This window comes from Mycolicibacterium confluentis (assembly GCF_010729895.1).
In the GTDB taxonomy this organism is placed as follows: Bacteria; Actinomycetota; Actinomycetes; order Mycobacteriales; family Mycobacteriaceae; genus Mycobacterium; species Mycobacterium confluentis.
In genome coordinates this window covers 2,228,864-2,251,903 of sequence record NZ_AP022612.1, presented here as the reverse complement: position 1 = coordinate 2,251,903, position 23,040 = coordinate 2,228,864, and the positions used below count along the sequence as shown (strand labels likewise).

Genomic DNA, 23,040 nt, shown 5'->3' with positions numbered 1-23,040 from the left:
TGGGATTGCCAGGCGAGGAGGACCAATGAGTGACCGCGTGAACGTCGGCAACCTGCGGGTTGCCAAGGTGCTGCACGACTTCATCACGAACGAGGCCTTGCCGGGCACGGGTGTGGACCCCGACAGCTTCTGGGCCGGTGTGGACAAGGTGGTCACCGACCTTACGCCGCAGAACCAGGATCTGCTGGCCCGCCGCGACGACCTGCAGGCGCAGATCGACAAGTGGCATCGGCTCCGCGTCATCGAGCCTCACGACGCCGAGGCCTACAAAGCCTTTCTCACCGAAATCGGTTACCTGCTCCCCGAACCCGAGGACTTCACGATCACGACTTCGGGCGTGGACCCGGAGATCGCCTCGACGGCGGGTCCGCAGTTGGTGGTGCCGGTCCTCAACGCACGCTTCGCTCTGAACGCCTCGAATGCGCGCTGGGGTTCACTGTATGACGCGCTGTACGGCACCGACGTCATCCCCGAATCCGACGGCGCCGAGAAGGGCTCGGGCTACAACCAGGTGCGCGGCGCCTTGGTCATCGCCTACGCCCGAAAGTTCCTCGACGACTCCACCCCGCTGCAGTCGGGTTCGTGGGCCGACATCACGGGTCTGAAGGTCGTCGACGGCCAGTTGGTCGCGGCCTTCGGAGAGGACCAGACCAGCGGTCTGGCGACCTCGGAGCAGTTCGCGGGCTACACCGGCGACGCGGACGCGCCCACCTCGGTGTTGCTGGTCAACCACGGCCTGCACCTCGAGATCCTGATCGACCCCGAGTCGCCGATCGGTTCGACCGACTCCGCGGGTATCAAGGACGTCGTCCTGGAGTCCGCGATCACCACGATCATGGACTTCGAGGACTCGGTCGCCGCGGTCGACGCCGAGGACAAGGTGCTCGGCTACCGCAACTGGCTCGGCCTCAACAAGGGCGACCTGTCCGAAGACGTCAGCAAGGGCGGCAAGACGTTCACCCGCGTCCTCAACCCCGACCGCACCTACACCGCGGGCGACGGCAGCGAGTTCACGCTGCCCGGGCGCAGCCTGCTGTTCGTGCGCAACGTGGGCCACCTGATGACCAACGACGCGATCGTCGACGCAGGCGGTGCCGAGGTTCCGGAGGGTATCCAGGACGCACTGTTCACCAGCCTGATCGCGCTGCACGGTCTCAAGGCCTCCGACGAGAACGGTCCTCTGACCAACAGCCGGACCGGCTCCGTCTACATCGTGAAGCCCAAGATGCACGGCCCCGACGAGGTCGCCTTCACCTGCGAGCTGTTCAGTCGCGTCGAGGACGTCCTCGGCGTGCCGCAGGGCACCCTCAAGGTCGGCATCATGGACGAGGAGCGCCGCACGTCGGTCAACCTCAAGGCCTGCATCAAGGCCGCCGCCGACCGCGTGGTGTTCATCAACACCGGGTTCCTGGACCGCACCGGCGACGAGATCCACACCTCGATGGAGGCCGGCCCCATGGTGCGCAAGGGCACCATGAAGAGCCAGCCGTGGATACTCGCCTACGAGGACGCCAACGTCGACACCGGCCTGGCCGCCGGGCTGTCGGGTCGCGCCCAGATCGGCAAGGGCATGTGGGCCATGCCTGACCTGATGGCCGACATGGTCGAGCAGAAGATCAGTCAGCCGCGCGCAGGCGCCACCACGGCCTGGGTGCCTTCGCCCACCGCCGCGACGCTGCACGCGCTGCACTACCACCAGGTCGACGTGTTCGCCGTCCAGGAGGAACTTGCGGGCAAGAAGCGCACGACGATCGACCAACTGCTGACCCTTCCGCTGGCCGATGCCGGCCTGACCTGGGCTCCCGAGGAGATCCATCAGGAGGTCGACAACAACTGCCAGTCGATCCTGGGCTACGTGGTGCGCTGGATCGACCAGGGCGTGGGCTGCTCCAAGGTGCCCGACATCCATGACGTCGCGCTCATGGAGGACCGCGCCACACTGCGCATCTCCAGCCAGCTTCTGGCGAACTGGCTGCGGCACGGCGTGATCACGGCCGAGGACGTCCGTGCGAGCCTCGAACGCATGGCGCCCGTGGTGGATCGGCAGAATGAGGGCGACGCCGCATACCGGCCGATGGCTCCGGACTTCGACTCCAGCATCGCGTTCAAGGCGGCCGAGGAACTCATCCTCGAGGGCGGTGCGCAGCCCAACGGCTACACCGAGCCGATCCTGCACCGGCGTCGTCGGGAGTTCAAGGCCAGTCTCGGCCAGTGACTACACTCAGCTCGAATGGCGGACCGGCGACACACAGCGGTAGCGAGTCAGGGGTGAAAAGGCATGGGTAGACACAGCATTCCTGACCCCGACGAACCCGATGAGGTCGCCGACGAGTCCGCCTTCGAGCAGAGTCCGCCGTCTTCGGAACCCGAGGCGGGCCACCATCACCGTTCCGAGCCTGAGGACACCGCCGGCTACGGCTACCCGGATCACACGTACGCCGCCGATGGGTATGCCGCCGACACCTACGAGGGCGACGACTACGACGACTACGACTCCGACGACGGGTTCGTCGCCGGGGACTCCAGCGCCGACTACGACGCTGATGCCGGGCAGTACAGCGCTGATCAGAATGAAGCCGGCCAGTATGACTCGGCTCAGAACGACTCGGCTCGGTACGACTCCGGTCAGTACAGCGCCGATGAGTACAGCGCTGACCAGTACGGCGACCGTCGGTACGACGCTGACCATCACGACGACCGTCAGGGCGTCTACTCGGACTACGACACCGACTACGACACCGAGTACGACGAGGACGTCTACGACGAGAGCGACACCCGCGCCCTGGTGGCCGCGGGTGCGCCCGACTCGCCGCAGACCTCGGGTGGACACCGCAACGAAGGGGACTGGACCGGCAGCCACCGCATCGTGACACCGGGCCGGCGCGGCGTGTCGTTCGGCGTCATCGCCGCTCTCGTCACCGTGGTGGTCGTCGTCGCCGGTTTCATCATCTGGAAGTTCTTCGGCGACGCGCTCTCGGATCGCTCCGGCGTCGCCGCCGACCGATGCCTACAGGGTGATGCCACGGTCGCGGTGGTGGCCGACCCAGCGATCGCCGGGACTCTGGGCGAGATCGCGAAGACGTTCAACGAGACCACGGGCCCAGTGGGCGACCACTGCCCCGTCGTGAACGTCACCACCGCGGACTCCGACGCCGTGGTCGCCGGGCTGGTCGGGCAGTGGCCCGAGAACCTCGGAGAGAAGCCGGCCCTGTGGATTCCGGGCAGTTCGGTGTCGCAGGCCCGACTGCAGGCGGCCGGGGGCCCGAAGATCGCGTCCAGCAATTCGCTGGCCACCTCCCCTGTTCTGGTGGCCCTGGCGCCGCAGTTGAAGCCCGTCCTCGAGCAGCAGACCTGGGCCACGCTGCCAGACCTGCAGAACGACCCCGAGTCGCTCAACAAGCTCAACCTGCCCGGCTGGGGGTCGCTGCGGTTGGCGTTGCCGAAGACCGGTGACAGCGATGCGGCGTACTTGGCCGCAGAGGCGGTCGCCGCGGCCTCGGCTGCCCCCGGCGCATCCCCGGACTCGGGCGTCGGCGCCGTGTCGGCACTGCTGTCCGGTGCGCCCAAGCTGGCCGACGACAGCACCGACGAGGCCATGAAGGCCCTGCTCGACGGTGACGATCCGGCCGCCCGACCGGTGCACGCGGTCGTCACGACCGAACAGCACCTGATTCACCAGGCCCGTGACATCGACGATGCGAAAAATGTGCTGGCGTCCTGGATTCCGCCGGGTCCCACCGCTGTCGCGGACTTCCCCGCGGTGCTCTTCGTCGCCGACTGGCTCGAGGATCCGCAGGTGGCCGCCGCCAGTTCCTTCGAGAACTTCCTGCGCAAGCCCGAACAGACGGCCACGCTGACCGAGGCCGGGTTCCGTGTCGAGGGGTCCGATCCGCCGACCAGCGATATCACCGACGGCGCTGCCGTCGAGCAGACCCTGTCCGTCGGCGACGACACCGTGCGCGTGGCCTTGGCCAACGCCGTGGGTGAGCCTGTCGCCGCACCTGCGTCAGCCTCGGACGCCGCGGTGACGATCATGCTGGACCGGTCGTTGAATCTGGCGCCCGTGATCGCCGGCCTGAACTCGGCCGTCGATGCTCTGCCACCGTCGGCCGCGGTCGGGCTGACCACCTTCGACGGTGCCGTGGGCACCACCGTGGTGAATCTCGGTGTGCTCTCCGACGATGTCGACGGGCAGCCTCGCCGCGAGGCCATTACGTCCTCGCTGTCGGGCTTGACCCCGACGGGAGGCGCGGTGTCGTTCACGACGCTGCGCAACGTGTACGCCGAGGCGTTGGAGAGGTTCACCCCGGGCCACACCAACCGCGTGCTCGTCATCACCTCGGGCCCGCACACCGACCAGTCGCTGGACTCCGCGGGCTTGCAGGACCTGATCCGCCGCAGCGCGGACCCGGCCCGCCCCGTCGCGGTCGACGTCATCAATGTCGGCAACGACCCGGACCGGCCCACGTGGGAATCGGTTGCTCAGATCAGCGGCGGCACGTATCAGCATGTGCCGGCGTCGGATTCGCCGGAGATGGCCGCGGCCATCGCGGCGATGCTCAAGTGATCCGGGCAGTGCCCGCGATCAGTTACCGACCGCCGCCCATCGAGGGTGCAGGTTATCGGTGGCGATAACGCAGTTCGTCACCGACAACCTGCCCAGTCGACGCTTCAGTTGAGCCGACGGGCCGCCGCGATCAGCTGAAGGCTTCGATCGGCGGGCACGAGCACACCAGGTTGCGATCGCCGTAGGCGCCGTCGATACGCCGCACCGGCGGCCACACCTTGGGCCGGAAGGCCTTGCCCAGCGGGTAGGCGGCCTCCTCCCGGGTGTACGGGTGCGTCCAGTCCTCGACGAGCAGGCTCTCGGCGGTGTGCGGCGCCCCGCGCAGCGGGTTGTCGTCGACGGGCCACTGTCCGGAGCCGACCTTGTCGATCTCGGCACGGATGGCGATCATCGCGTCACAGAATGCGTCCACCTCGGCCAGGCTTTCGCTCTCGGTGGGCTCCACCATCAGCGTGCCCGCCACCGGGAAACTCATGGTCGGCGCGTGGAAGCCGTAGTCCGCCAACCGCTTTGCAACGTCGTCGACCGTGACACCGGTGGCCTTGGTGATCCCGCGCAGGTCGAGGATGCACTCGTGGGCCACCATGCCGTTCTCCCCGGTGTAGAGCACCGGGTAGTACTCATCGAGGCGGCGGGCGATGTAGTTGGCCGAGGCGATCGCGGTCAGCGTGGCCCGCCGCAGGCCCGCCGCTCCCATCAGCCGGATGTAGGTCCACGTGATCGGCAGGATCGAGGCCGAACCATACGGCGCGGCCGACACCGGATGCCCCTGCGGCAGTTCGTCCGCCAGCGGGTGGCCGGGCAGGAACGGCGCCAGGTGGGAACGCACCGCGACGGGGCCAACCCCGGGGCCACCACCGCCGTGCGGAATGCAGAACGTCTTATGCAGATTGAGGTGGCTGACGTCGCCGCCGAACTTGCCGGGCCGGGCCAGGCCGACCAGCGCGTTGAGGTTGGCGCCGTCGACGTACACCTGACCGCCCGCGTCGTGCACGGCCGCGCAGATCTCGGCGATGTCGTGCTCGTACACGCCGTGCGTGGACGGATACGTGATCATCAGGGCCGACAGGTTCTCGGCGTGCTCGGTGACCTTGGCCTTCAGGTCGTCGAGGTCGACGTCGCCGTTCTCACGGCACGCCACCACCACGACGCGCATGCCGGCCAGCGCGGCCGACGCCGCGTTGGTGCCGTGCGCGCTCGAGGGGATCAGGCACACGTCGCGGTGGATCTGCCCGCGCTCGCGGTGGTAGTCGGCGATGGCGAGCAGACCCGCGTACTCCCCCTGTGATCCCGCATTGGGCTGCAGGGAGATCGCGTCGTATCCCGTGATGCCCGTCAGCCACGACTCCAGGTCGGCGATCAGGCGGCGCAGGCCCCGCGTGTCCGAGGCGGGCGCGAACGGGTGCTGGCGGGCGAACTCGGGCCAGGTGATGGCCTCCATCTCGGCGACCGCATTGAGCTTCATCGTGCATGAACCCAGCGGGATCATGCTGCGGTCCAGCGCGATGTCCTTGTCGGACAGTGCCCGCAGGTAGCGCATCATCGCGGTCTCGGTGCGGTGGCTGGTGAACGCCGGGTGGGTCAGGAACTCCGAGGTCCGGGTGACGACACCCGCGCCGCGCGGATCGGCGGGCGCCACCCCGAAGGCGGCCAGCACCGCGGCGACGTGGGCGTCGGTGGTGGCTTCGTCACACGCGACCGACACGTGGTCGGCGTCGACGCGCCACAGGTTGATGCCCTGCGACTTCGCGGCCGCGATCACTTCGTCGGCGCGTCCGGGGACATGCGCCAGCACGGTGTCGAAGTACTTGTCGTGCACAAGAGCGTCACCGAGGGCGGCAGCGATGGCCTCGGCGTGGCCGTGCACGCGGCGCGCGATCGCCACGAGGCCCTCGGCCCCGTGGTAGCTGGCGTACATCGCGGCCATGACGGCCAGCAGCACCTGGGCGGTGCAGATGTTCGAGGTCGCTTTGTCACGGCGGATGTGCTGTTCGCGGGTCTGCAGCGACAGCCGGTAGGCCGGTGAGCCGTCGGCGTCGACCGAGACACCGACCAGGCGACCGGGCAGTTGACGGGCGTGCTTGGCGTGCACGGCGAGGTATCCCGCGTGCGGGCCGCCGAAGCCCATCGGTACGCCGAATCTCTGGGTGGTGCCGAAGGCGACGTCCGCGCCGAAGTCCCCAGGCGGGGTCACGACGGTGGCCGCGAGCAGGTCGGCGCCCACGGCGACCAGGGCGCCGCGCTCATGCGCCTCGGTGACCAGCGCCGACCAGTCGGTGACGCGTCCGCTGGCGCCAGGCAACTGCACGACGACACCGAAGAAGTCGCCGTCGGGCAGGCCGTCCCGCAGGTCCGCCGTGACGATCTCGATGCCCAGAGGTTCGGCCCGGGTCGCCAGGATCGCCGCGGTCTGGGCGAACACGTCGACGTCGACCGCGAGCTTGTTGGCCGGACCGCGCACCGCGCGGTGCATGAGCGTCATGGCCTCGGCCGCCGCGGTGCCCTCGTCGAGCATCGACGCGTTGGCCACCTCGAGGCCGGTCAGGTCGCCGACCATCGTCTGGAAGTTGAGCAGCGCCTCGAGGCGGCCCTGGCTGATCTCGGGCTGATAAGGCGTGTAGGCCGTGTACCAGGCCGGGTTCTCCATGATGTTGCGCAGCAGCACCGGCGGCGTGAGGGTGTCGTAGTAGCCCTGGCCGATCATCGACACCGCGACGGTGTTGGAGTCGGCCATGGCCCGCAGTTCGGCCAACGCCTCATGTTCGGCGGCCGGCGCGGGCAGGTGGTCGAGGCCGGGGGCGACGCCGGCCTCGAGTGCGTCCAGGATCCCGGCGGGCAGTGCCTTGGCCGCCAGTTCGTCCAGCGATGCGACGCCGATGACGTCGAGCATCGTCGCGAGGGCATCGGAATCGGGACCGATATGGCGGTCGGAGAACAGATCGTGGACGGTCACAGCGGGCTCCTCGGGCAGGCGAAAGCGCACCCTCCCCCTCTGTCGTCCACCCGAACGGGCGCCTGAGAGATTCGGCTGTGCGCCTTTCCCCATGGGCGGGCGGTCCCGGTGGGGACTCGCCGCTTTCCAGAGGCACCGTGGCCAGGCGCGGTCCTGGGGCCTGAGAGGTTGACGGAGAGGTGTTGCTCCTTCGGCGTCCGTGGCTGGCAACCACGGAACTCTCCCGCGCTGAGCGATGCGTTGAGTAGTTTACCCGGGGTCGGAGCCCGGGTGGCGATCAGCCGATCTTGCGGTCGCGATGCTTGCGCCGCGAGGCCAGTTCGTCCTCGGGCGCGGTGATGGACTCGCCACCGTCGGCGCGTTCACCGGGGAAGTCGGCGATGGCACCGGTCAGTTCGCGCATCGCGCCGCTGACGGCGATGCCGAACACGCCCTGACCGCCCTGGAGCAGGTCGACGACCTCTTCGGCCGACGTGCACTCGTAAACCGTGGTGCCGTCGGAGAACAGCGTGATGTTGGCGAGGTCCTGAACACCGCGCTGACGCAGGTGGTCGACCGCGACGCGGATGTTGTGCAGCGAGATGCCGGTGTCGAGAAGGCGCTTGACGATCTTGAGGACCAGGATGTCCTTGAAGGAGTACAGACGCTGGCTGCCGGATCCTGCGGCGCCGCGGATCGACGGAACCACCAGCGACGTGCGCGCCCAGTAGTCGAGCTGACGGTAGGTGATGCCCGCGATCTGGCAGGCGCTGGGGCCGCGGTAGCCGACCAGTTCGTCGGGCACCGAGTCGTCGGGGAACAGACCGGCCTGTACCGGCTCAGACACCGGGGCCGGCACCGAGTCGTCGAGGTCCAACTGTCCTTGACGTGGCTGCTCGCTCACCGTGCTTCCTCTCGCCGATCAGGCTTGTAGAGAGCATACGCTCCTCAACGTCTTCCCAACGGTTTCTCAGGCCCGCTGCACTGCATACTGCAGCCGGTCCACGACCCGTTCAGATGTCCCAAGTATGGACGTTGCGGTCGACTCGCCCGACCTTGCGATCGGCGTGTCGAGCCTCACGAGACTGATCCGTGACCAAGGCAGCTCAGGTGGCCTTGAAATCGTCCGGCGACACGCTGTCGAGAAACTCCTTGAACTTCTCCACCTCGTCCTCGCGAACAGGCCCGGAGGACTCTTCGTCGTTCTCGTCGGGGATCAGCAGACCGGCCTCCGCCAGGACCGCCTCCTCCACGTAGATGGGCACCCCCACCCGCAGCGCGATGGCCACCGAATCCGAGGGACGCGCCGAGACCGTGATGTCGCGATCGAAGACCAGGTCGGCGTAGAACGTGCCCTCCTGCAGATCCACGATGCGCACTTCCTTGAGCGAATGCCCCAGCGCGGCAATGAGATCCTTGATCAGGTCATGCGTCATCGGACGTGCCGGCTCCACGCCCTGCTGTTCCAGGGCGATCGCCGCAGCCTCCGGCTGGCCGATCCAGATCGGCAAGTACCGATCTCCCGTGGTCTCCCTCAGCAGCAGTACCGGCTGGTTCTGCGGCTGCTCCACACGAATGCCGACCACACGAACTTCACCCATCAGCGTCTGCCCTCCGCATGACCGCAATGCCACGGCCAACTCTAGTCCTCACCGCTGCAGAACGTCGCGCACAGCCGACTTGATCAACGACGTGTGCAGAGTGATCGCCAGGGCCGCCACCTCACGCGCCAAGTCGTCCGCGCGGTCCCGGGCACCGGCCTTGTCGGCCTTGACCAGCGGCCCTGCGATCTGCGCGATGAGGTCCGACTGCCGGTCGGCGGCCGACCGGAATGCCCGCAGATGCCGAGGCTCCACGCCGTAGTCGGCCAGGGCCCGCGCACACTGCAGGATCACCACGGCGTGTTCGTCGAAGAACACCGCCGTGGCGCTCTTGAAGATCGGTGTGACCACGCCGGCCTTGAGCAGCGCGCCGAGCAGTTCGTCGGTCTCGGCGGTGTCGCCGCCCGCCTGCTCGAGGAGGTCCTCCCGGGTCAACCGAACACGATGGCCCACGCCGTTCTCGGGCGCCTCCGGCCCGTCTGCGACGAGTCGAGGCACCACATACGGCGACCCACTGCTCGGCAGTTCACCGTCGGGTTGGGCGTCCAACTGGGACTTGATGACCTTCAGCGGCAGATAGTGATCGCGCTGCGCGGTCAGGATGAACCGCAGCCTCGCACAGTCGTAGGCCGTGAACCGCCGATATCCCGACGCCGAGCGCTGAGGCGTGACCAGCCCCTCGGCTTCCAAGAAGCGGATCTTGGAGATGGTGACATCCGGGAAATCGGGTCGCAGCAGATCCAGTACCGCTCCGATCGACATCCCGGCGAGTGCGGGAGTATCGGGTGCGGTCACTAGCCCTCTGGTCCCCCGTCGTCAGTCTTCGGTCCGGTGAGGAACACCAGACGGAACTTGCCGATCTGGACCTCATCGCCGTTGGCCAGCACGGCCGAGTCGACCGGTTCGCGGTTGACGTAGGTGCCGTTGAGGCTGCCCACGTCCACCACCTGGAACTCGCTGCCCTCAAGGCGGAACTCGGCATGCCGCCGGCTCACGGTGACGTCGTCGAGGAAGATGTCGCTGTCGGGGTGGCGGCCCGCCGATGTGGTGGCCTGATCCAGCAGGAACCGAGAACCGGCGTTGGGACCCCGCTTGACGACCAGCAGAGCGGAGCCGACCGGGAGTCCTTCGACTCCGGACACCGTGCCCACCCCGCCGGTCGCGGCCGGTGCGTCCAGTTCGTTGAGGAAGTCGGCCCGGAAGACCGAGGTGGTCTCCACGGTGAGTTCCTCAGATGACTTGTCCGCGCCCGAACCGCTGTCTTTTTCCGTCACACGCTGCTCCTCACAGGCTGCTTGTGGCGATATCGCCGGTGAAACTTGGCCACCCTCACGTCTCGTGCCGTTGCGCACTTCGACGTTACCGCGCGACGGGCGTCGATGTGCCCGGCACGCCAGAAAGGATGCTGGCAGGCACCCTAACAACAGTCACTCGGTGAGTGTGGCGCGGTAGGCCTCATCGTCGAGCAGGCTCGGTGCCGCGGCGTCGAGATCGGCCTGCTCGACCTGCAGGTCCAGCAGCCATCCGGCGCCGTACGGATCGGAGTTGACCAAGTCCGGGCTCGCCTCCAGATCACCGTTGACGGCAATCACTTTGGCCGACACGGGCGCGTAGAGATCGGACACCGACTTGGTGGACTCCACTTCGCCGAAGGTGTCGCCGGCGGTCAGTTGCGCGCCGACCTCGGGAAGCTGGACGAAGACCACATCGCCAAGGGCCGACTGGGCGTAGTCGGTGATGCCCACCCGCACGGTGCCGTCGCCGGTGCGACGGACCCACTCATGCTCGGTGGTGTACTGCAGATCGGAGGGGACCTCGCTCACGACGCTCCTGACATTGGGTCGGTTGACGGTTGTGGCGGCGGGTTGCCGCCACGGCTGCTCATTTGACGGGCTGAGCGTATTGGCGCGGTTTCGGTTGTCGCAACAAGGTGACGTCGATGTGGTCGGACTGTTCGACCGTCATCGACCCGCCGACCCGTTCGACGCTGTCGACGGCTCCGCCCGGAATGTTCATCGCCGCCGCCAGCGTCGGCGGATCACCAATGGCCGCAACGGTATACGGCGGCGCCAGGGTGACGCCGTCGATCTGCAGGGCACCCGGCGACCCGGTGATCCAGGTGTCGACGCCGACTCGGACGCCTCGTTCGGGTGTTGTGATCTCGATCGCTTCGGCGCCCGCGGCGCGCAGTTCGTTGACGACGTCGAGCATGGGCTCGGGCGCCACGCCCCGCACCGGGTCCTCGATCCGGATGGTCACGCCGGGTCCCGTCGCACCGACGGTTCCGGCCAGAATCGACAGTGCCGCCAGCCGGGCCCGCGCGGTGTCGATCGCGGCGTGATCCGAACTGCCCGACGCCTGCAGCGACGCCAGCGTGCGCTGCAGTTCGACGACCTCGGTGTTCAGCGCGGCCTCCCGCTGCTGCAGCGAGTCCAGCAGCACCAGCAGATCCGCGGGACGCGCGGTCTCCAGAGAGTCCCCGGAATCCGTGCTGCGGACCTGTGTGGCGATCGCGACACCGAGCACGACACACAGCAGCACCGCGAGCGCGCCGAACAACAACTGCCGCCGCGACGAGGGCGACCCGTCGGCATCGTCGGGCATCTCATGGCGGCCGTGCTCGGGCTCCGCCGGCTCCGTCGGCTCTGGAGGTGGATCCGGCGACTCGGGGGCGATCGGCGTCTCGTCGGTCACGTCACGCCCCGAACAGGCGGCGCCGCAGCGCGGCGGCGTTGCCGAAGATGCGAATTCCGAGCACCACGATGATCGCGGTGGACAGCTGGGTGCCGACCCCGAGTTGATCGCCGACGTAGACGATCAGGGCCGCGACCAGCACGTTGAAGACGAACGAGACGACGAAGACCTTGGCGTCGAAGATGTGTTCCAGATAGGCCCGCAGACCACCGAACACCGCGTCGAGCGCCGCGACGACGGCGATCGGCAGATAGGGCTCGACAAACTCCGGCACGCTCGGCTGGAACACCAACCCGAGCACGATGCCGACCACCAATGCGGCGATGCCGATCAATATCGCTCCCCCTGCACCCCGACCATCATCATCATCCCTTCTGCCTGGCGAACACGACATCGCGACTCGCGCCCGCGGGCACCGAAACACCGTCGCCGGAACTGACTGTCACTCCCACGCCATAGGACGTCTCCAACAACCGCAGACGCTGCAGACCCGTGCTGCGCTCGAAGTTCTCCCGCATGGAGTTCGGCGGGCCGATCGCCGCGATCGTGTACGGGCTGCTGATCGGATTGTTGTCGACCAGGATCGCGCCGCCGGCCTGCCGAATGGTGACGTGCGGGCCGACCCTGATCCCGCCGACGCTGATCGCTTCGGCGCCGTCGGCCCACAATGAGTTCACGGCCAGTTGCAGGTCGCGATCGAGAATGACCTGCTGACTGCCCGGCAGGCGTTGTTTTGAGACATCGGTCAGATCTCGCCCCAGGGCCGGTTCGGTGACCGTGACGGTCAGGCCCGGGCCGATCAGCGCGGTGCTGCCCGCGGCGAGACTGACGCCGTCGAGGTCGTCCAGCAGCTTCTGCCCCTCGGCGTCATCGGTCAACTGTCTGCGGGCCAGGTCGTCGACCTGAGCGGCCAGGGTGTCGCGGCGCTGCGCCAGGTCGTCGGTCGTCGTCGCGGCGGCCTTCACCGAATTCGCCAGACCGCGCTGTGTCGCCGACACGCCGGGTGCGGTGGACCGTGCCTGCGCCATCGCCGCGGCGAACACCACAGCGATCAGCAGTGCCGCGAGCGCCTGCCAGACCCAGTCGTTCCGGCGCCGGGCACCCGTGCGGTCGCGCTCGGCCGCGGCAGCGGCGTAGCCGGGGTCGAGATGCTCGGACAGCAGCGAGCGCAGCAGCGACGGCACCGGCAGCTTCCGGACCTTCTGAGCCTGGTTGGCGGACAGTCCGGCGACCGGTTCGTAGCCGCCCAACGCCCGGTCGGGGGTGCTCACCGCGCCGCCTTGGACACCTTGGGCATCCGCCGGACAACCAAGCCGAGTTGGGCGACGTAGAGCGCGAAGGACCAGAGGTACATCCAGATGCCCCAGATCAGGAAGCCCCAGCCGACTGCGCCGATCACGTGGCTCCACAACGCATCCCACTGTCCCAGCAGGATCAGGGGGAATCCCGACATCAGCGCGAACGTGGCGGCCTTGCCGATGTAGGTCACCGGCAGGGCCGACAGACCGCGGCTGCGCAGCACCGGCAGCATGGCCGCCAGCACGGCGTCTCGCGCGATGAGCACGACGATCACCCACCACGGGATGATCCCCGCGATGGCGAAGGACACCGGGACGACGACCATGTACAGCCGGTCCACGGCGGGGTCCAGCAGTTCCCCCAGCCGAGACGACTGATTCATCACGCGGGCGATCTTGCCGTCGGCCCAGTCCGACGCTCCGCTGATCATCAGCACAGCCACGGCGAGTGCATAGGCGTGCTCGTTCAGCAGCAGATGGACGAACACGCCGATCAGAACGAGCCGAACGACGCTGAGCACATTCGGCACGGTCAGCACCCGATCGCGTTGATCGGGCGTTTCGGCGTCCATGGCGCCTAGGTTAATCCGGTTTGGCTAACGGAAGACCCCGGGCAAGCTCAGCGCCGAGAGCGTGTCGTCCTTGAGCGGATTGTCATGCACCATGTACGTCCACGTCGAGGTCGGCCGCGCGAGCTTCGACAGATCCAGACCGGGCTCCCCTTCGAGCAGGTTGGCGGTCTCGAACGTCTGCTGGCCGGCTTCGATCGCGTCGGCGGCCAGCGATGCGAACGCGTCGACCGCCATCCGATGGAACTCGTCGAGCGGGTTCTGCCTGCCCAGGGCACGCAGGTGGATGCTCTCCCGGATGTCGGCGAGGTACGCCTGGTGGTCGGCCCAGCCGCGGTCGAGGTGGTACAGCATGATCAGCCGGCAGATCCGTTCGAGGTCCGCCTCCGACAGCGTCTCGGCCAGCTCCTCGTACCGGTCGGGCGACAGCTCCTTGAGTTCGTCGCGCGCGGCCGTCGTCGACAGCAGCGTGTTGCGCCGCTCGACGATGATGGCGCGCTGCTGCGCGATCAACTGGTTGTAGCGCCACGTGTTGGCGTGCACCTCGAGCAGCCCACCCTCGGCGATGCGCTGAGCGTGGTCGATGAGGTCCGCGGCCTTCGGGCTCAGGATCCGGCCCTCGTCGTCGGTCTCGGTGGGCAGCTTGCCGGGGTCGAGGTGCGAGACCACGACCTCGTCCTGCCAGCTCGCGAAGAACACCGACGAACCCGGATCACCCTGACGGCCCGCGCGGCCGCGCAGCTGGTTGTCGAGGCGCTCGGTGTTGTGCCGCCCGGTGCCGACCACGTGCAGGCCGCCGAGCTCGACGATCTTGTCGTGGTGCTCCTCCTCCGAGCCGCCGAGCCTGATGTCGGTGCCGCGGCCGGCCATCTGCGTGGAGACCGTGACGGCGCCCAGCTTGCCCGCCTCGGCGATCACGGCGGCCTCTTCGGCGTCGTTCTTCGCGTTGAGCAGCACCGCAGGCACGCCGCGCTTCACCAGACGCTCGTGCAGTTCCTCGGATTCGGCCACGTCGTGCGTGCCGACCAGGACGGGTCGGCCCGTCGCGTGCACCTCGGTGATGTGGTCGATGACCGCGTCGGTCTTGGCGGCCGCCGTGATGTAGACGCGATCGACCTCATCCTCGCGGATGTTCGGGGTGTTCGGCGGGATCGGTGACACGCCGAGCTTGTAGAACTGGCGCAGCTGTTCGCCGGCGGCCAGCGCGGTGCCGGTCATTCCGCAGACCGTCGGGTACCTGTTGATCACGGCCTGGACCGTGATCGTGTCCAGCACCTCACCGGTCTCGGTGGTCTCGATCCCCTCCTTGGCCTCCACGGCGGCCTGCAGGCCGTCGGGCCAGCGCTGCAGCTGCGCGATCCGCCCGCGGGAGGCGTTGATCAACTGCACGGCGCCGTCGCGCACGATGTAGTGCACGTCGCGCTGCAGCAGCACGTGGGCGTGCAGGGCGACGTTGATCTCGGTCAGCGTGGTGCCGACGTGCGTCTCGGAGTAGAGATCAATGCCGCCCAGGGCCTTTTCGACCTTCTGCGCGCCCGTCTCGGTGAGGTGGATGTTGCGCTTGTCGGCGTCGGTCTCGTAGTCGACGTTCGGTGTCAGCGAGCCGACGAGTTCGACGATCTCGAGTCGGGGTGTCTCGCGGTGGGTCGTGCCGGCGAGCACCAGCGGGACCAGGGCCTCGTCGACCAGCACCGAGTCGGCCTCGTCGATCAATGCGACGTCGGGGTTGGGCGACACCAGATCCTCGACGTCGGTCACCAACTGATCGCGCAGGACGTCGAAACCGATCTCATTGACCGACGCGTAGGTCACATCGCTCCCGTAGGCGTCCCGGCGCTCGGCGGCGGTCGACTCCTCGGTGATCCAGCCGACGGTCAGGCCCATCGCCTCGAACAGCGGCGCCATCCATTCGGCGTCGCGGCGAGCGAGGTAGTCGTTGACCGAGATGACGTGCACGTGCCTGCCGGCCAATGCGTAACCCGCCGCAGCGATCGCGCCCGCCAGAGTCTTGCCTTCACCGGTTGCCATCTCCACGACGTCCCCGGCCAGCATCCGCAGCGCGCCCTGCAACTGGACGTCGAACGGGCGCAGGCCCGTCGACCGGTCCGCGGCCTCGCGGGCGATCGCCAGGAACTGCGAGATGTCCGACGAGTCGGCCAGGTCCTCGAGGACCAGAAGCTGGGCGGCCTTGCGCAACTGCTCGTCGTCCAGGTCGGCGGCCTTGGCGTCGAACTGCGCCGAAGCCTCCACCTCCGCCATCGAACGCGCCTGATTTTTATCCGTGCTGGCGCCCAACAGCTTCCAGAATCGCCCGCTGAAGCGTCCGGGCTTCGCGCTGGGGCTCTCGGCCTTGGACCTGTTCTCTGTCTTGGAACTACGTGCCACAGCCTTACGGTACGCGTTGCACCCCCACGGCCTGCGGTGTCCTCTGTCAGCGGAACAGGGCATGTCGCGGGTGAAACCCCCGCGGCGGAACGGCTGAGCCCATCCTGTCGGGGTAGGTTGCCGGGGTGGAACTGTTCACGACGTCGCTCGACTGGGGCAACGAGCTGGTGGTCTCGTTGCTGTGGATCGCCAAGGCCTGGTTCTGGACCGCCATCGCCACGCTGTTCGTCCTGTTTCTGATCGGCCGGTTCACCACCTGGGGCAGGCAGTACTGGCGGATCACGGGTGCTTACTTCACTGAGCCAGAATCCCGCGTCAAGGTGTGGCTGTGGCTGTCGCTGATCCTGCTGCTGGTCGTCGCCGGCGTGCGGATCGACGTGCTGCTGAGCTTCTGGAACAACGACATGTACTCGGCCGCGCAACTCGGTGTCACGGGCGAGAATCCTGCGGTTCGCGATTCCGGTGTGCACGGCTTCTGGACGTCATGGATCGTGTTCGCAGCCTTGGCGACGCTGCATGTGGTCCGCACCATGGTGGATCTGTGGTTCATGCAGCGGTTCATGCTGGCCTGGCGGGCATGGCTGACCGACCGGATGACCGGGGACTGGCTCGACGGGCACGCCTACTACCGGACGCGTTTCATCGACCACACGATCGACAACCCTGATCAGCGCATCCAGGCCGACATCGACATCTTCACCACCGGCGCCGACTCGCTGCCGAACACGCCCAACAAGCTCACCACGAGCACACTGCTGTTCGGCGCCATCGAGGCCATCCTGTCGGTGGTCTCGTTCACCGCGATCCTGTGGAACCTGTCGGGCGAACTCACTCTGTTCGGTGTCACGATGCCGCGCGCGATGTTCTGGGTGGGCCTTCTCTATGTGGTCGTCGCGACGATCATCGCCTTCTGGATCGGCCGTCCGATCATCCGGCGCGCGTTCGACAACGAGAAGTACAACGCGGCGTTCCGCTACGCGCTCGTGCGCCTGCGCGATGCTTCCGAGGCGGTCGCGTTCTACCGCGGCGAATTGGCCGAACGCCTGCAACTGCGCAAGCGCTTCGAGCCGGTCGTCGCGAACTACCGCCGTTACATCAACCGGATGGCGGGCTTCCTGGGATGGAACCTGACCATCAGTCAGTCCATCGTGCCCCTGCCCTGGCTGATCCAGGCTCCCCGGATGTTCGCCGGTGAGATCAAACTCGGCGACGTCACCCAGACTGCGTCGGCGTTCAGTTCAGTCACCTCCGGCGTGTCGTTCTTCCGCAACGCCTATGACAACTTCGCCGGGTGGCAGGCCTCGATCATCCGTCTGCACGGACTGGTGGTGGCCAACGAGGAGGGCCGCGCCCTGCCTACGCTGAACGTCGAGCCCAGTCGCGATGCCGTGCTGGAACTCACCGACGTCGAGGTGCGCACCCCGACCGGCGAGCAGTTGATCGACGACCTCGACCTCCGCCTGAACACGGGCGACACGCTGATCATTTCGGGTCAGTCCGGCACCGGTAAGACGACGCTGCTGCGCAGCCTCGCCCAGCTGTGGCCCTTCACCACCGGCACGCTGCACTGCCCGGCCGGCGAGCACGAGACGATGTTCCTGTCGCAGATGCCGTATGTGCCGCTGGGTGATCTGCGCGCCGTGGTGTCCTATCCGTCGCAGCCCGGCGAGATCCCCGACGCGGACCTCATCGCGGTCCTGGAGAAGGTGGCGTTGCCGCAGTGCGCCCGTCGCCTCGACGAGGAGGCGGACTGGGCCAAGGTGCTCTCCCCCGGTGAGCAGCAGCGCATCGCGTTCGCCCGTATCCTTCTCACCCGGCCCAAGGTGGTGTTCCTCGACGAGGCCAGTTCCGCGCTCGACGAGGGCCTCGAGCACATGCTCTACCAACTGGTGCGCACCGAACTGCCCGACACGATCCTGGTCAGTGTGGCGCACCGGTCGACCGTGGGGCAGCACCATGAGCAGCGTCTTGAGCTGCTCGGCGGTGGCGAGTGGCGGCTGGCCCCGTGCGAGGAGGCGACTGCGCCCGCCTAGCGGGTGCGGGTCGCCGCATGCACTCCGGCGCGGCGACCGAAGAACGAGCCCTCGCCCAATTGCGTGCCGCTCGAGTAGTTCTTGCCGTCCTCGGCGATGTTCGACGCGCATGCGCCCGCGGCGTACAGACCCGCGACGGGTGTTCCGTCTTCGCGCAGCACCTCGCCGTCGAGTGACACTGCCAGCCCGCCCATCGTGAATCCCGAGTACATGGCGCGGCCCAGCGACAAGTCGAACGCGGCCCACGGACCCTGATCCTGTGCGGCGACGTAGTCGGGCTTCTTGTGGAAGTCGGGATCGTGCCCCTCGGCCGCGTTGCGGTTGTAGCGGTCCAGCGTGGCTGCCAGGTTGCCCGGCGGAATATCAAGGGCCGCTTCCATTTCCGCGACCGTCTCCCAACCGTCGATGAACTTGATCAACGGCATCTCGGGCATCTGCATGTGCGCCTCGTCGACGATCAGGTAAGCGATCTGATCGGGCTGTTCGAGAACGAAGGCCGAGGTCCGGGAGTGATAGGAGTCCTCGGCGACGAACCGCTGACCATCCTTGTTGACGATCACGCCGGTGAGCAGGATCTCCGGCGGGTACGCCGCGGCCGTGATGAACAGGCCGTCGAGGTTCTTGGCCACGCCACCGGCCGACACCCCCATCCGGATGCCGAGGCCGTCGTCGTTGGGGTTGCCCAGGATGTAAGGCGCAACGCTGCCGTGGTGCTTGGTCTTTCGCTCCTGGCCCAGTGCCGGGGTGTGCTCGGCGACCATCTCAGGATTCATGGCGAATCCGCCCGCGGCGATGACGACGGATTTCGCCTTGACCGCGCCGGTCTCGCCGAAGTGCTTCCAACTGACCCCGACCACCGCGCCCTCGTCGTCGACGATCAGGCCGGTCACGCCGGTCTCGTAGCGCATTTGCACACCGAGTGAGTCGGCGCGCTTGAGCAGAAGGTCGATCACCATCGCCGCGCCGCCGAGTTCACCGGGGACCGGCACGGAGTGCCCGCGCGGTGCGGGCTTGGCCTGCTCATCGAAGGGCCACACCTTCTCGTTGCCCGTGTAGGACAACCCTTCGGTGCCGGGCGGGACGACGACCTTGCCGGGATAGAAGCTGCGCTCGAACTGAAAGCCCAAGTCCTCCAACCAGTTGAAGTGTTCGACGCTTCCCTCGCAGTAGGCGCGGATCTTCTCGTGGTCGGGTTCGTGGGCCACGGCGACGAGGTATTTGTACATCTCCTCGGAAGTGTCGTCATGCCCCGTGGCCTGCTGCACGGCGGTGCCTCCGCCGAGGTAGAAGTGCCCGCCCGCCATCGACGTGGTTCCCCCTGCCGCCGCCGCGCGTTCGAGCACCAGGACGTTCGCCCCGGCCGACGCGGCACTGACCGCGGCGCATCCGCCGGCGATTCCAAAGCCGATCACCACGACGTCGACGTCGTCGGACCACTGTTCGACGGTGCTGGCGTTGCGGGTTGCCGGGATCTCGTTACTCACACTTGCTCCTGCTTGATGTAGTCGAAGAAGGACTTGATCTCGTCTGGGATGTAGGCGATCTCGATGTAGGGCACGCCGGCGTCCGGCGCGCTGACGTAGGCGAATTCCATGCCACCGGGCATGACACCACGCGTCACGACCTCGGCACCCTCGGCCTCAGCCTGGGCCAGGGCCGCGGCGAACGCCACGGGGTCGTCTGCGGTGATGCAGATATGGTGCAGTCCCGTGCCGCCTGCGCGCAGGAAGTCGTCGTAGATGTTGTCGCCGCGGACCGGTCGGATGAGTTCAACCTGCATGTCGCCGACGTAGCTGAGCGAGATGTCGGCGACGTAGTCGGCCGGGGCGCCGCGGTACGTGCAGGATTCCGGACCGAAGTGCACGTCGGGCATGCGGACCCACTTGCGGGCGCCCAGCAGTGCGGTCAGTGCGGTCTCCGTCGCGTCGAGGTCACGCGTCACCCACGCGATCTGGACAGGCGTCCGGACACTAGTGCTCATCACGTCGAAGGATAGCCCAGAGCCCTCGGCGCGCCTAGAAACAACCCGGCAACTGGGACGATCGGCATCGGCGTTGCGATCAGAACACGTTCTATTCCGCGACGAACGAGTCCAGCACCATCCGCAGTTGAAGGTCGAAGACCTCGGCGGGATCGGTCAGCGTGTCGGCGCCGTACTGTCCGAACACCTCAAGGCTGACTGCCCCGATCAAGGCGGCCCACAGCACGAAACCCCGCGCCACCGCGGCGTCTCCGGCGGCGACGTCGAACTCCTCGCAGACTCGGCGGAAGTCGGCCGAGACGGTCTGCGCAACAACGACGTCCGTATCAGCAACGGCACCGGCGGCCACCCCTGCCCCGATCGCCTCGAACAGCGCGCGAGCGACGCGGGTGCCTGGCGCGACGGTGACGTCGCGCGGCGCGTGGTACCCGGGCACGGGACTGCCGTACAGCAGCGCCCAGCGCTCCGGGTGCTCCACCGCCCACCGGCGCACCGCGTGCGCAATCTCCATGACCTGCCGGTCCCACGCGCCGCCTTCGATCCGGCCGCGGGCGCCGTCGACCGCGTCGGCGAGTTCGGTGTAGGCGTCGACGAGCAACAGGGTCAACAGTTCGTCGCGGTTGGCGACGTAGCGGTAGACCGCCGAGGACACCATCCCCAACTCGCGGGCCACCGCGCGCAGTGACAGCCCGGCCGCCCCGCAGGTCGCCAAATGCTGCCGCCCGATCTCGATGACCTGCGCCTCGATCCGTTCACGCGTCTCGGCTCGCTTGCCCACGGGCACCAGTGTGTCACACAGCGAGAGCACTGCTCTTGAATTTGCGACCACGACGTGACACCCTGAAAAAAGGAGAGCAGTGCTCACAAAGGAGGACGAGATGCCCACTCGATATGAGGCACCGGGATTGGCGGCACGGACGGGCAACAACGTCCTGCGCTGGCTCGCTGAGGCCGGCGTCAGCATTGCCGGCACCCGCGCGCTGCGAATCCGCGGCCGCAAGAGCGGCAGGATGCGCAGCGTCGTGGTCAATCTGCTGTCCATCGACGGCGTCGACTACGTCGTCTCCCCACGCGGCCACACTCAGTGGGTCCGCAATGCGCGGGCCGCCGGGTGGGTGGAGATCGGGCCGCGCTGGCATCGCCGGACCCGCGCGATCGTCGAACTCGATGACGACGCCAAGCCCGACGTCCTCAGGCGCTACCTTCAGCGGTGGTACTGGGAGGTCAAAGGCCACATCGCGGGCCTGACACCGGATTCCGACGACCGGCAGTTGCGTGCCGCGGCCCCGGACATCCCAGTCTTCGCGCTCGCGAGCTGACGCAGCCTCAGGCGGCCGGACGGATGAACGACGCAGTGTTCACGACGCCGACGTCTTCGCTGACCTGACCGGACGTGGACTCCCACGACACCGCCGCCGGGAACCCGCCCCATGTGCTGTTGAAGATGCCGACCATCACCGCGCGGTTACCGTCGAGAACATAGACTGGGCCGCCCGAGTCGCCCTTCTGGCTCACGACGCCGTTGGCCATGGTGAACCAACCGTTGTTGACCCGCTCGACCGTCCCGCAGCTCTCGCCCGTGATGATGCCGAAGTGGCAGATCGCCTGGCCCTGCGCAGGCACCCGGCCCGGCTCGGACTCCAGGGCCAGCCCGCGGGGAAGGATGTTGTTGACCGCGACGTCATCGTTCAACACGATGGCGCCGTAGTCGGCGATCAGATCCTCGGTGCGCACAGTGGCGCCGTTGGGCGTGTTGTCGCGGTACGCCGCCAGGTTGCCGATCGCTGCGCCGCTCGCGTCCGTCACCGGCCCCTCGCCGCGGCAGTGTCCGGCGGTGAAGGCCACGCGCAGAACAGGATCGACATAACCGAGAGTGCAGACATTGGCCGCGTGCCGGATCTCCATGCCGGGATGCACCAGGACCGGAGCAGCGGCGGCCGGTACGGCCGGCGTCGCCAGAAGAAGCGCGCCGACCGCCGACGCCACGGCGGAGCACACCGTTGCCATTGACCTCATCCTCAGACCGCGCACCGGCAGCTCCGATCACTAGGTGACCGTGGTGTGGAGGCCCCGGCCAGATCCATGCGTTACACAGTTATCGGCGAATAGAGATCAGTTCGTTACCGTTTTCCGAAAAACAGGTACGCGCGATTTCTGGCCCTTGTTCCCGACACGACAACGGCGGCCCGATCCACTGGGGATCGGGCCGCCGCATCGGTGTCGGGGAATCAATCGGGAATGGTCAGCACCTGTCCCGGATGAATCAAGTCCGGGTTGGCGACGCCACTCGCATCAGCGATTCGCTGATATTTGCTGCCGTCGCCGTAGAAGCGCTCGGAGATAGCCCACAGCGTGTCGCCGGAGACCACGGTGTAGGTCCGCGGGGCAGCCGGCGGCGGGGGCGGCGGGGGCGTCTCGACGGCAGCCGGTGCGACCTCGGGAGCGGCGGCCTCAGGCTCGGGGGCAGCTTCCCGGGTGGCCTCGGGGGCCGGTGGCGGCGGCTCGCTGGTGTCGGTCTTCGACGACCACACCGCGTCGTCTCCCGAGTACAGCACCAGGTTGCGGTCGTCCTGGAGCACCAGGCGAACATTCTTCTTGCCCTTGGTGTCGGTGTGCCAGACCGGCTTATCCGAGGTGTACAGGACGAAATTACCGTCCTTCTGGACCTCGGCACGAACGACGTCCTGGCCGTTCGTCGCCGTCGCCCAGACCGCGTTGCCGCGTGCGGCGAGAACCAGGTTCCCGTCGTCCTGGAGGGTCAGCGTGTACGCGCCGTTGTTCGACGTCAGCACACCACCCTTCTCGAGCTTCTGTCCTTCGGTGAGCGTGTCTCCCACGATCAACCTCTTTCATAGAAGGTGTCCCTGACCCTCGGGCCAGCCCTGCGCGCGAAGACTCACGATCGGTCGACCGCCGTCGTCGGCAACTTTGAGCCTACTCATGCTCTGTTTGCTGCGGAAGGGTTGGAGTCACCGTGATC

Annotated in this window: 20 protein-coding genes and 2 riboswitches; of the genes, 4 read left to right on the top strand and 16 right to left on the bottom strand. The window is 67.6% G+C overall.

Translation table 11 applies throughout. The annotated features are described in order from the left end of the window. The first annotated feature begins 25 nt into the window (after positions 1-25). Both G6N34_RS10385 and G6N34_RS10380 read left to right on the top strand, forming a co-directional pair. A complete protein-coding gene (locus G6N34_RS10385; RefSeq protein ID WP_085150863.1) occupies positions 26-2,215 on the top strand; it encodes a malate synthase G in 2,190 nt (729 codons plus the stop codon). Between the two features lie 63 nt (positions 2,216-2,278). Next, positions 2,279-4,567, top strand: coding sequence for a substrate-binding domain-containing protein (locus tag G6N34_RS10380; RefSeq protein WP_085150862.1), 2,289 nt, complete (start codon positions 2,279-2,281; stop codon positions 4,565-4,567). Between the two features lie 130 nt (positions 4,568-4,697). Here G6N34_RS10380 and gcvP read toward each other — a convergent pair whose 3' ends face one another. From gcvP to secA2, 11 genes are all read right to left on the bottom strand, one after another. Continuing rightward, positions 4,698-7,520 carry an aminomethyl-transferring glycine dehydrogenase gene (gene gcvP / locus G6N34_RS10375; RefSeq protein ID WP_109788416.1) on the bottom strand — a complete coding sequence of 941 codons (2,823 nt, stop codon included), beginning with the start codon at positions 7,518-7,520 and terminating at the stop codon, positions 4,698-4,700. A gap of 29 nt (positions 7,521-7,549) precedes the next feature. Further along, positions 7,550-7,658: riboswitch (glycine riboswitch) on the bottom strand. Next, positions 7,659-7,756, bottom strand: a riboswitch (glycine riboswitch). It abuts the riboswitch before it with no gap. 41 nt (positions 7,757-7,797) lie between these two features. Continuing rightward, positions 7,798-8,403 carry a MerR family transcriptional regulator gene (locus tag G6N34_RS10370; protein WP_085150860.1) on the bottom strand — a complete coding sequence of 202 codons (606 nt, stop codon included), beginning with the start codon at positions 8,401-8,403 and terminating at the stop codon, positions 7,798-7,800. Positions 8,404-8,605: 202 nt separating this feature from the next. After that, positions 8,606-9,100, bottom strand: a complete 495-nt coding sequence (locus G6N34_RS10365; RefSeq protein WP_085150859.1) for a bifunctional nuclease family protein — start codon at positions 9,098-9,100, stop codon at positions 8,606-8,608. Between the two features lie 48 nt (positions 9,101-9,148). Further along, positions 9,149-9,895, bottom strand: coding sequence for a transcriptional regulator FtsR (ftsR, locus tag G6N34_RS10360; RefSeq protein WP_085150858.1), 747 nt, complete (start codon positions 9,893-9,895; stop codon positions 9,149-9,151). Further along, positions 9,895-10,374: a glycogen accumulation regulator GarA gene (gene garA / locus G6N34_RS10355; protein ID WP_085150857.1), complete on the bottom strand. Its 480-nt coding sequence runs from the start codon at positions 10,372-10,374 to the stop codon at positions 9,895-9,897. Before garA ends, ftsR begins: the two co-directional genes overlap by 1 nt. Positions 10,375-10,527: 153 nt before the next feature. Beyond that, positions 10,528-10,923, bottom strand: coding sequence for a glycine cleavage system protein GcvH (gene gcvH, locus G6N34_RS10350; RefSeq protein ID WP_085150856.1), 396 nt, complete (start codon positions 10,921-10,923; stop codon positions 10,528-10,530). 58 nt (positions 10,924-10,981) lie between these two features. After that, positions 10,982-11,704, bottom strand: a complete 723-nt coding sequence (locus G6N34_RS10345) for a DUF881 domain-containing protein (RefSeq protein ID WP_085151197.1) — start codon at positions 11,702-11,704, stop codon at positions 10,982-10,984. A gap of 91 nt (positions 11,705-11,795) precedes the next feature. Then, positions 11,796-12,188 (bottom strand): small basic family protein, encoded by a 393-nt coding sequence (locus G6N34_RS10340; RefSeq protein WP_179965740.1) that lies wholly within the window; start codon positions 12,186-12,188, stop codon positions 11,796-11,798. Continuing rightward, positions 12,160-13,065, bottom strand: coding sequence for a DUF881 domain-containing protein (locus G6N34_RS10335; protein WP_085150855.1), 906 nt, complete (start codon positions 13,063-13,065; stop codon positions 12,160-12,162). The genes G6N34_RS10340 and G6N34_RS10335 overlap by 29 nt, the downstream gene beginning before the upstream one ends. Beyond that, on the bottom strand, positions 13,062-13,664 hold the full coding sequence (locus G6N34_RS10330; protein WP_085150854.1) for a CDP-alcohol phosphatidyltransferase family protein: 603 nt from the start codon (positions 13,662-13,664) through the stop codon (positions 13,062-13,064). Before G6N34_RS10330 ends, G6N34_RS10335 begins: the two co-directional genes overlap by 4 nt. Positions 13,665-13,688: 24 nt before the next feature. Further along, complete coding sequence (gene secA2 / locus G6N34_RS10325) at positions 13,689-16,046, bottom strand: accessory Sec system translocase SecA2 (RefSeq protein ID WP_456320145.1); 2,358 nt, start codon at positions 16,044-16,046, stop codon at positions 13,689-13,691. 125 nt (positions 16,047-16,171) lie between these two features. Here secA2 and G6N34_RS10320 point away from each other — a divergent pair, with 125 nt between their 5' ends. Beyond that, positions 16,172-18,079: an ABC transporter ATP-binding protein/permease gene (locus tag G6N34_RS10320; protein WP_085150852.1), complete on the top strand. Its 1,908-nt coding sequence runs from the start codon at positions 16,172-16,174 to the stop codon at positions 18,077-18,079. Here the strand turns inward: G6N34_RS10320 and G6N34_RS10315 are convergent. The 3 genes from G6N34_RS10315 to G6N34_RS10305 form a co-directional block, all read right to left on the bottom strand. After that, the gene (locus G6N34_RS10315) at positions 18,076-19,563 is read right to left on the bottom strand and encodes an FAD-binding protein (RefSeq protein WP_085150851.1); all 1,488 of its coding nucleotides are present in this window, start codon (positions 19,561-19,563) and stop codon (positions 18,076-18,078) included. The two genes, G6N34_RS10320 and G6N34_RS10315, sit on opposite strands and share 4 nt — an antisense overlap. Further along, complete coding sequence (locus G6N34_RS10310) at positions 19,560-20,060, bottom strand: VOC family protein (RefSeq protein ID WP_085150850.1); 501 nt, start codon at positions 20,058-20,060, stop codon at positions 19,560-19,562. Before G6N34_RS10310 ends, G6N34_RS10315 begins: the two co-directional genes overlap by 4 nt. 91 nt (positions 20,061-20,151) lie before the next feature. Continuing rightward, positions 20,152-20,838 (bottom strand): TetR/AcrR family transcriptional regulator, encoded by a 687-nt coding sequence (locus tag G6N34_RS10305; protein ID WP_085151196.1) that lies wholly within the window; start codon positions 20,836-20,838, stop codon positions 20,152-20,154. A gap of 100 nt (positions 20,839-20,938) precedes the next feature. Between G6N34_RS10305 and G6N34_RS10300 the strand changes: the two genes are divergently transcribed. Continuing rightward, positions 20,939-21,379 carry a nitroreductase/quinone reductase family protein gene (locus tag G6N34_RS10300; RefSeq protein ID WP_085151195.1) on the top strand — a complete coding sequence of 147 codons (441 nt, stop codon included), beginning with the start codon at positions 20,939-20,941 and terminating at the stop codon, positions 21,377-21,379. A 7-nt stretch (positions 21,380-21,386) separates the two neighbouring features. On the opposite strand, the gene G6N34_RS10295 is transcribed toward G6N34_RS10300, so the two are convergent. Both G6N34_RS10295 and G6N34_RS10290 read right to left on the bottom strand, forming a co-directional pair. After that, positions 21,387-22,067: an Rv1815 family serine proteinase gene (locus G6N34_RS10295; protein ID WP_109788386.1), complete on the bottom strand. Its 681-nt coding sequence runs from the start codon at positions 22,065-22,067 to the stop codon at positions 21,387-21,389. Positions 22,068-22,288: 221 nt separating this feature from the next. Then, positions 22,289-22,897 (bottom strand): LysM peptidoglycan-binding domain-containing protein, encoded by a 609-nt coding sequence (locus G6N34_RS10290; RefSeq protein ID WP_085150848.1) that lies wholly within the window; start codon positions 22,895-22,897, stop codon positions 22,289-22,291. Between the last annotated feature and the right edge of the window lie 143 nt (positions 22,898-23,040).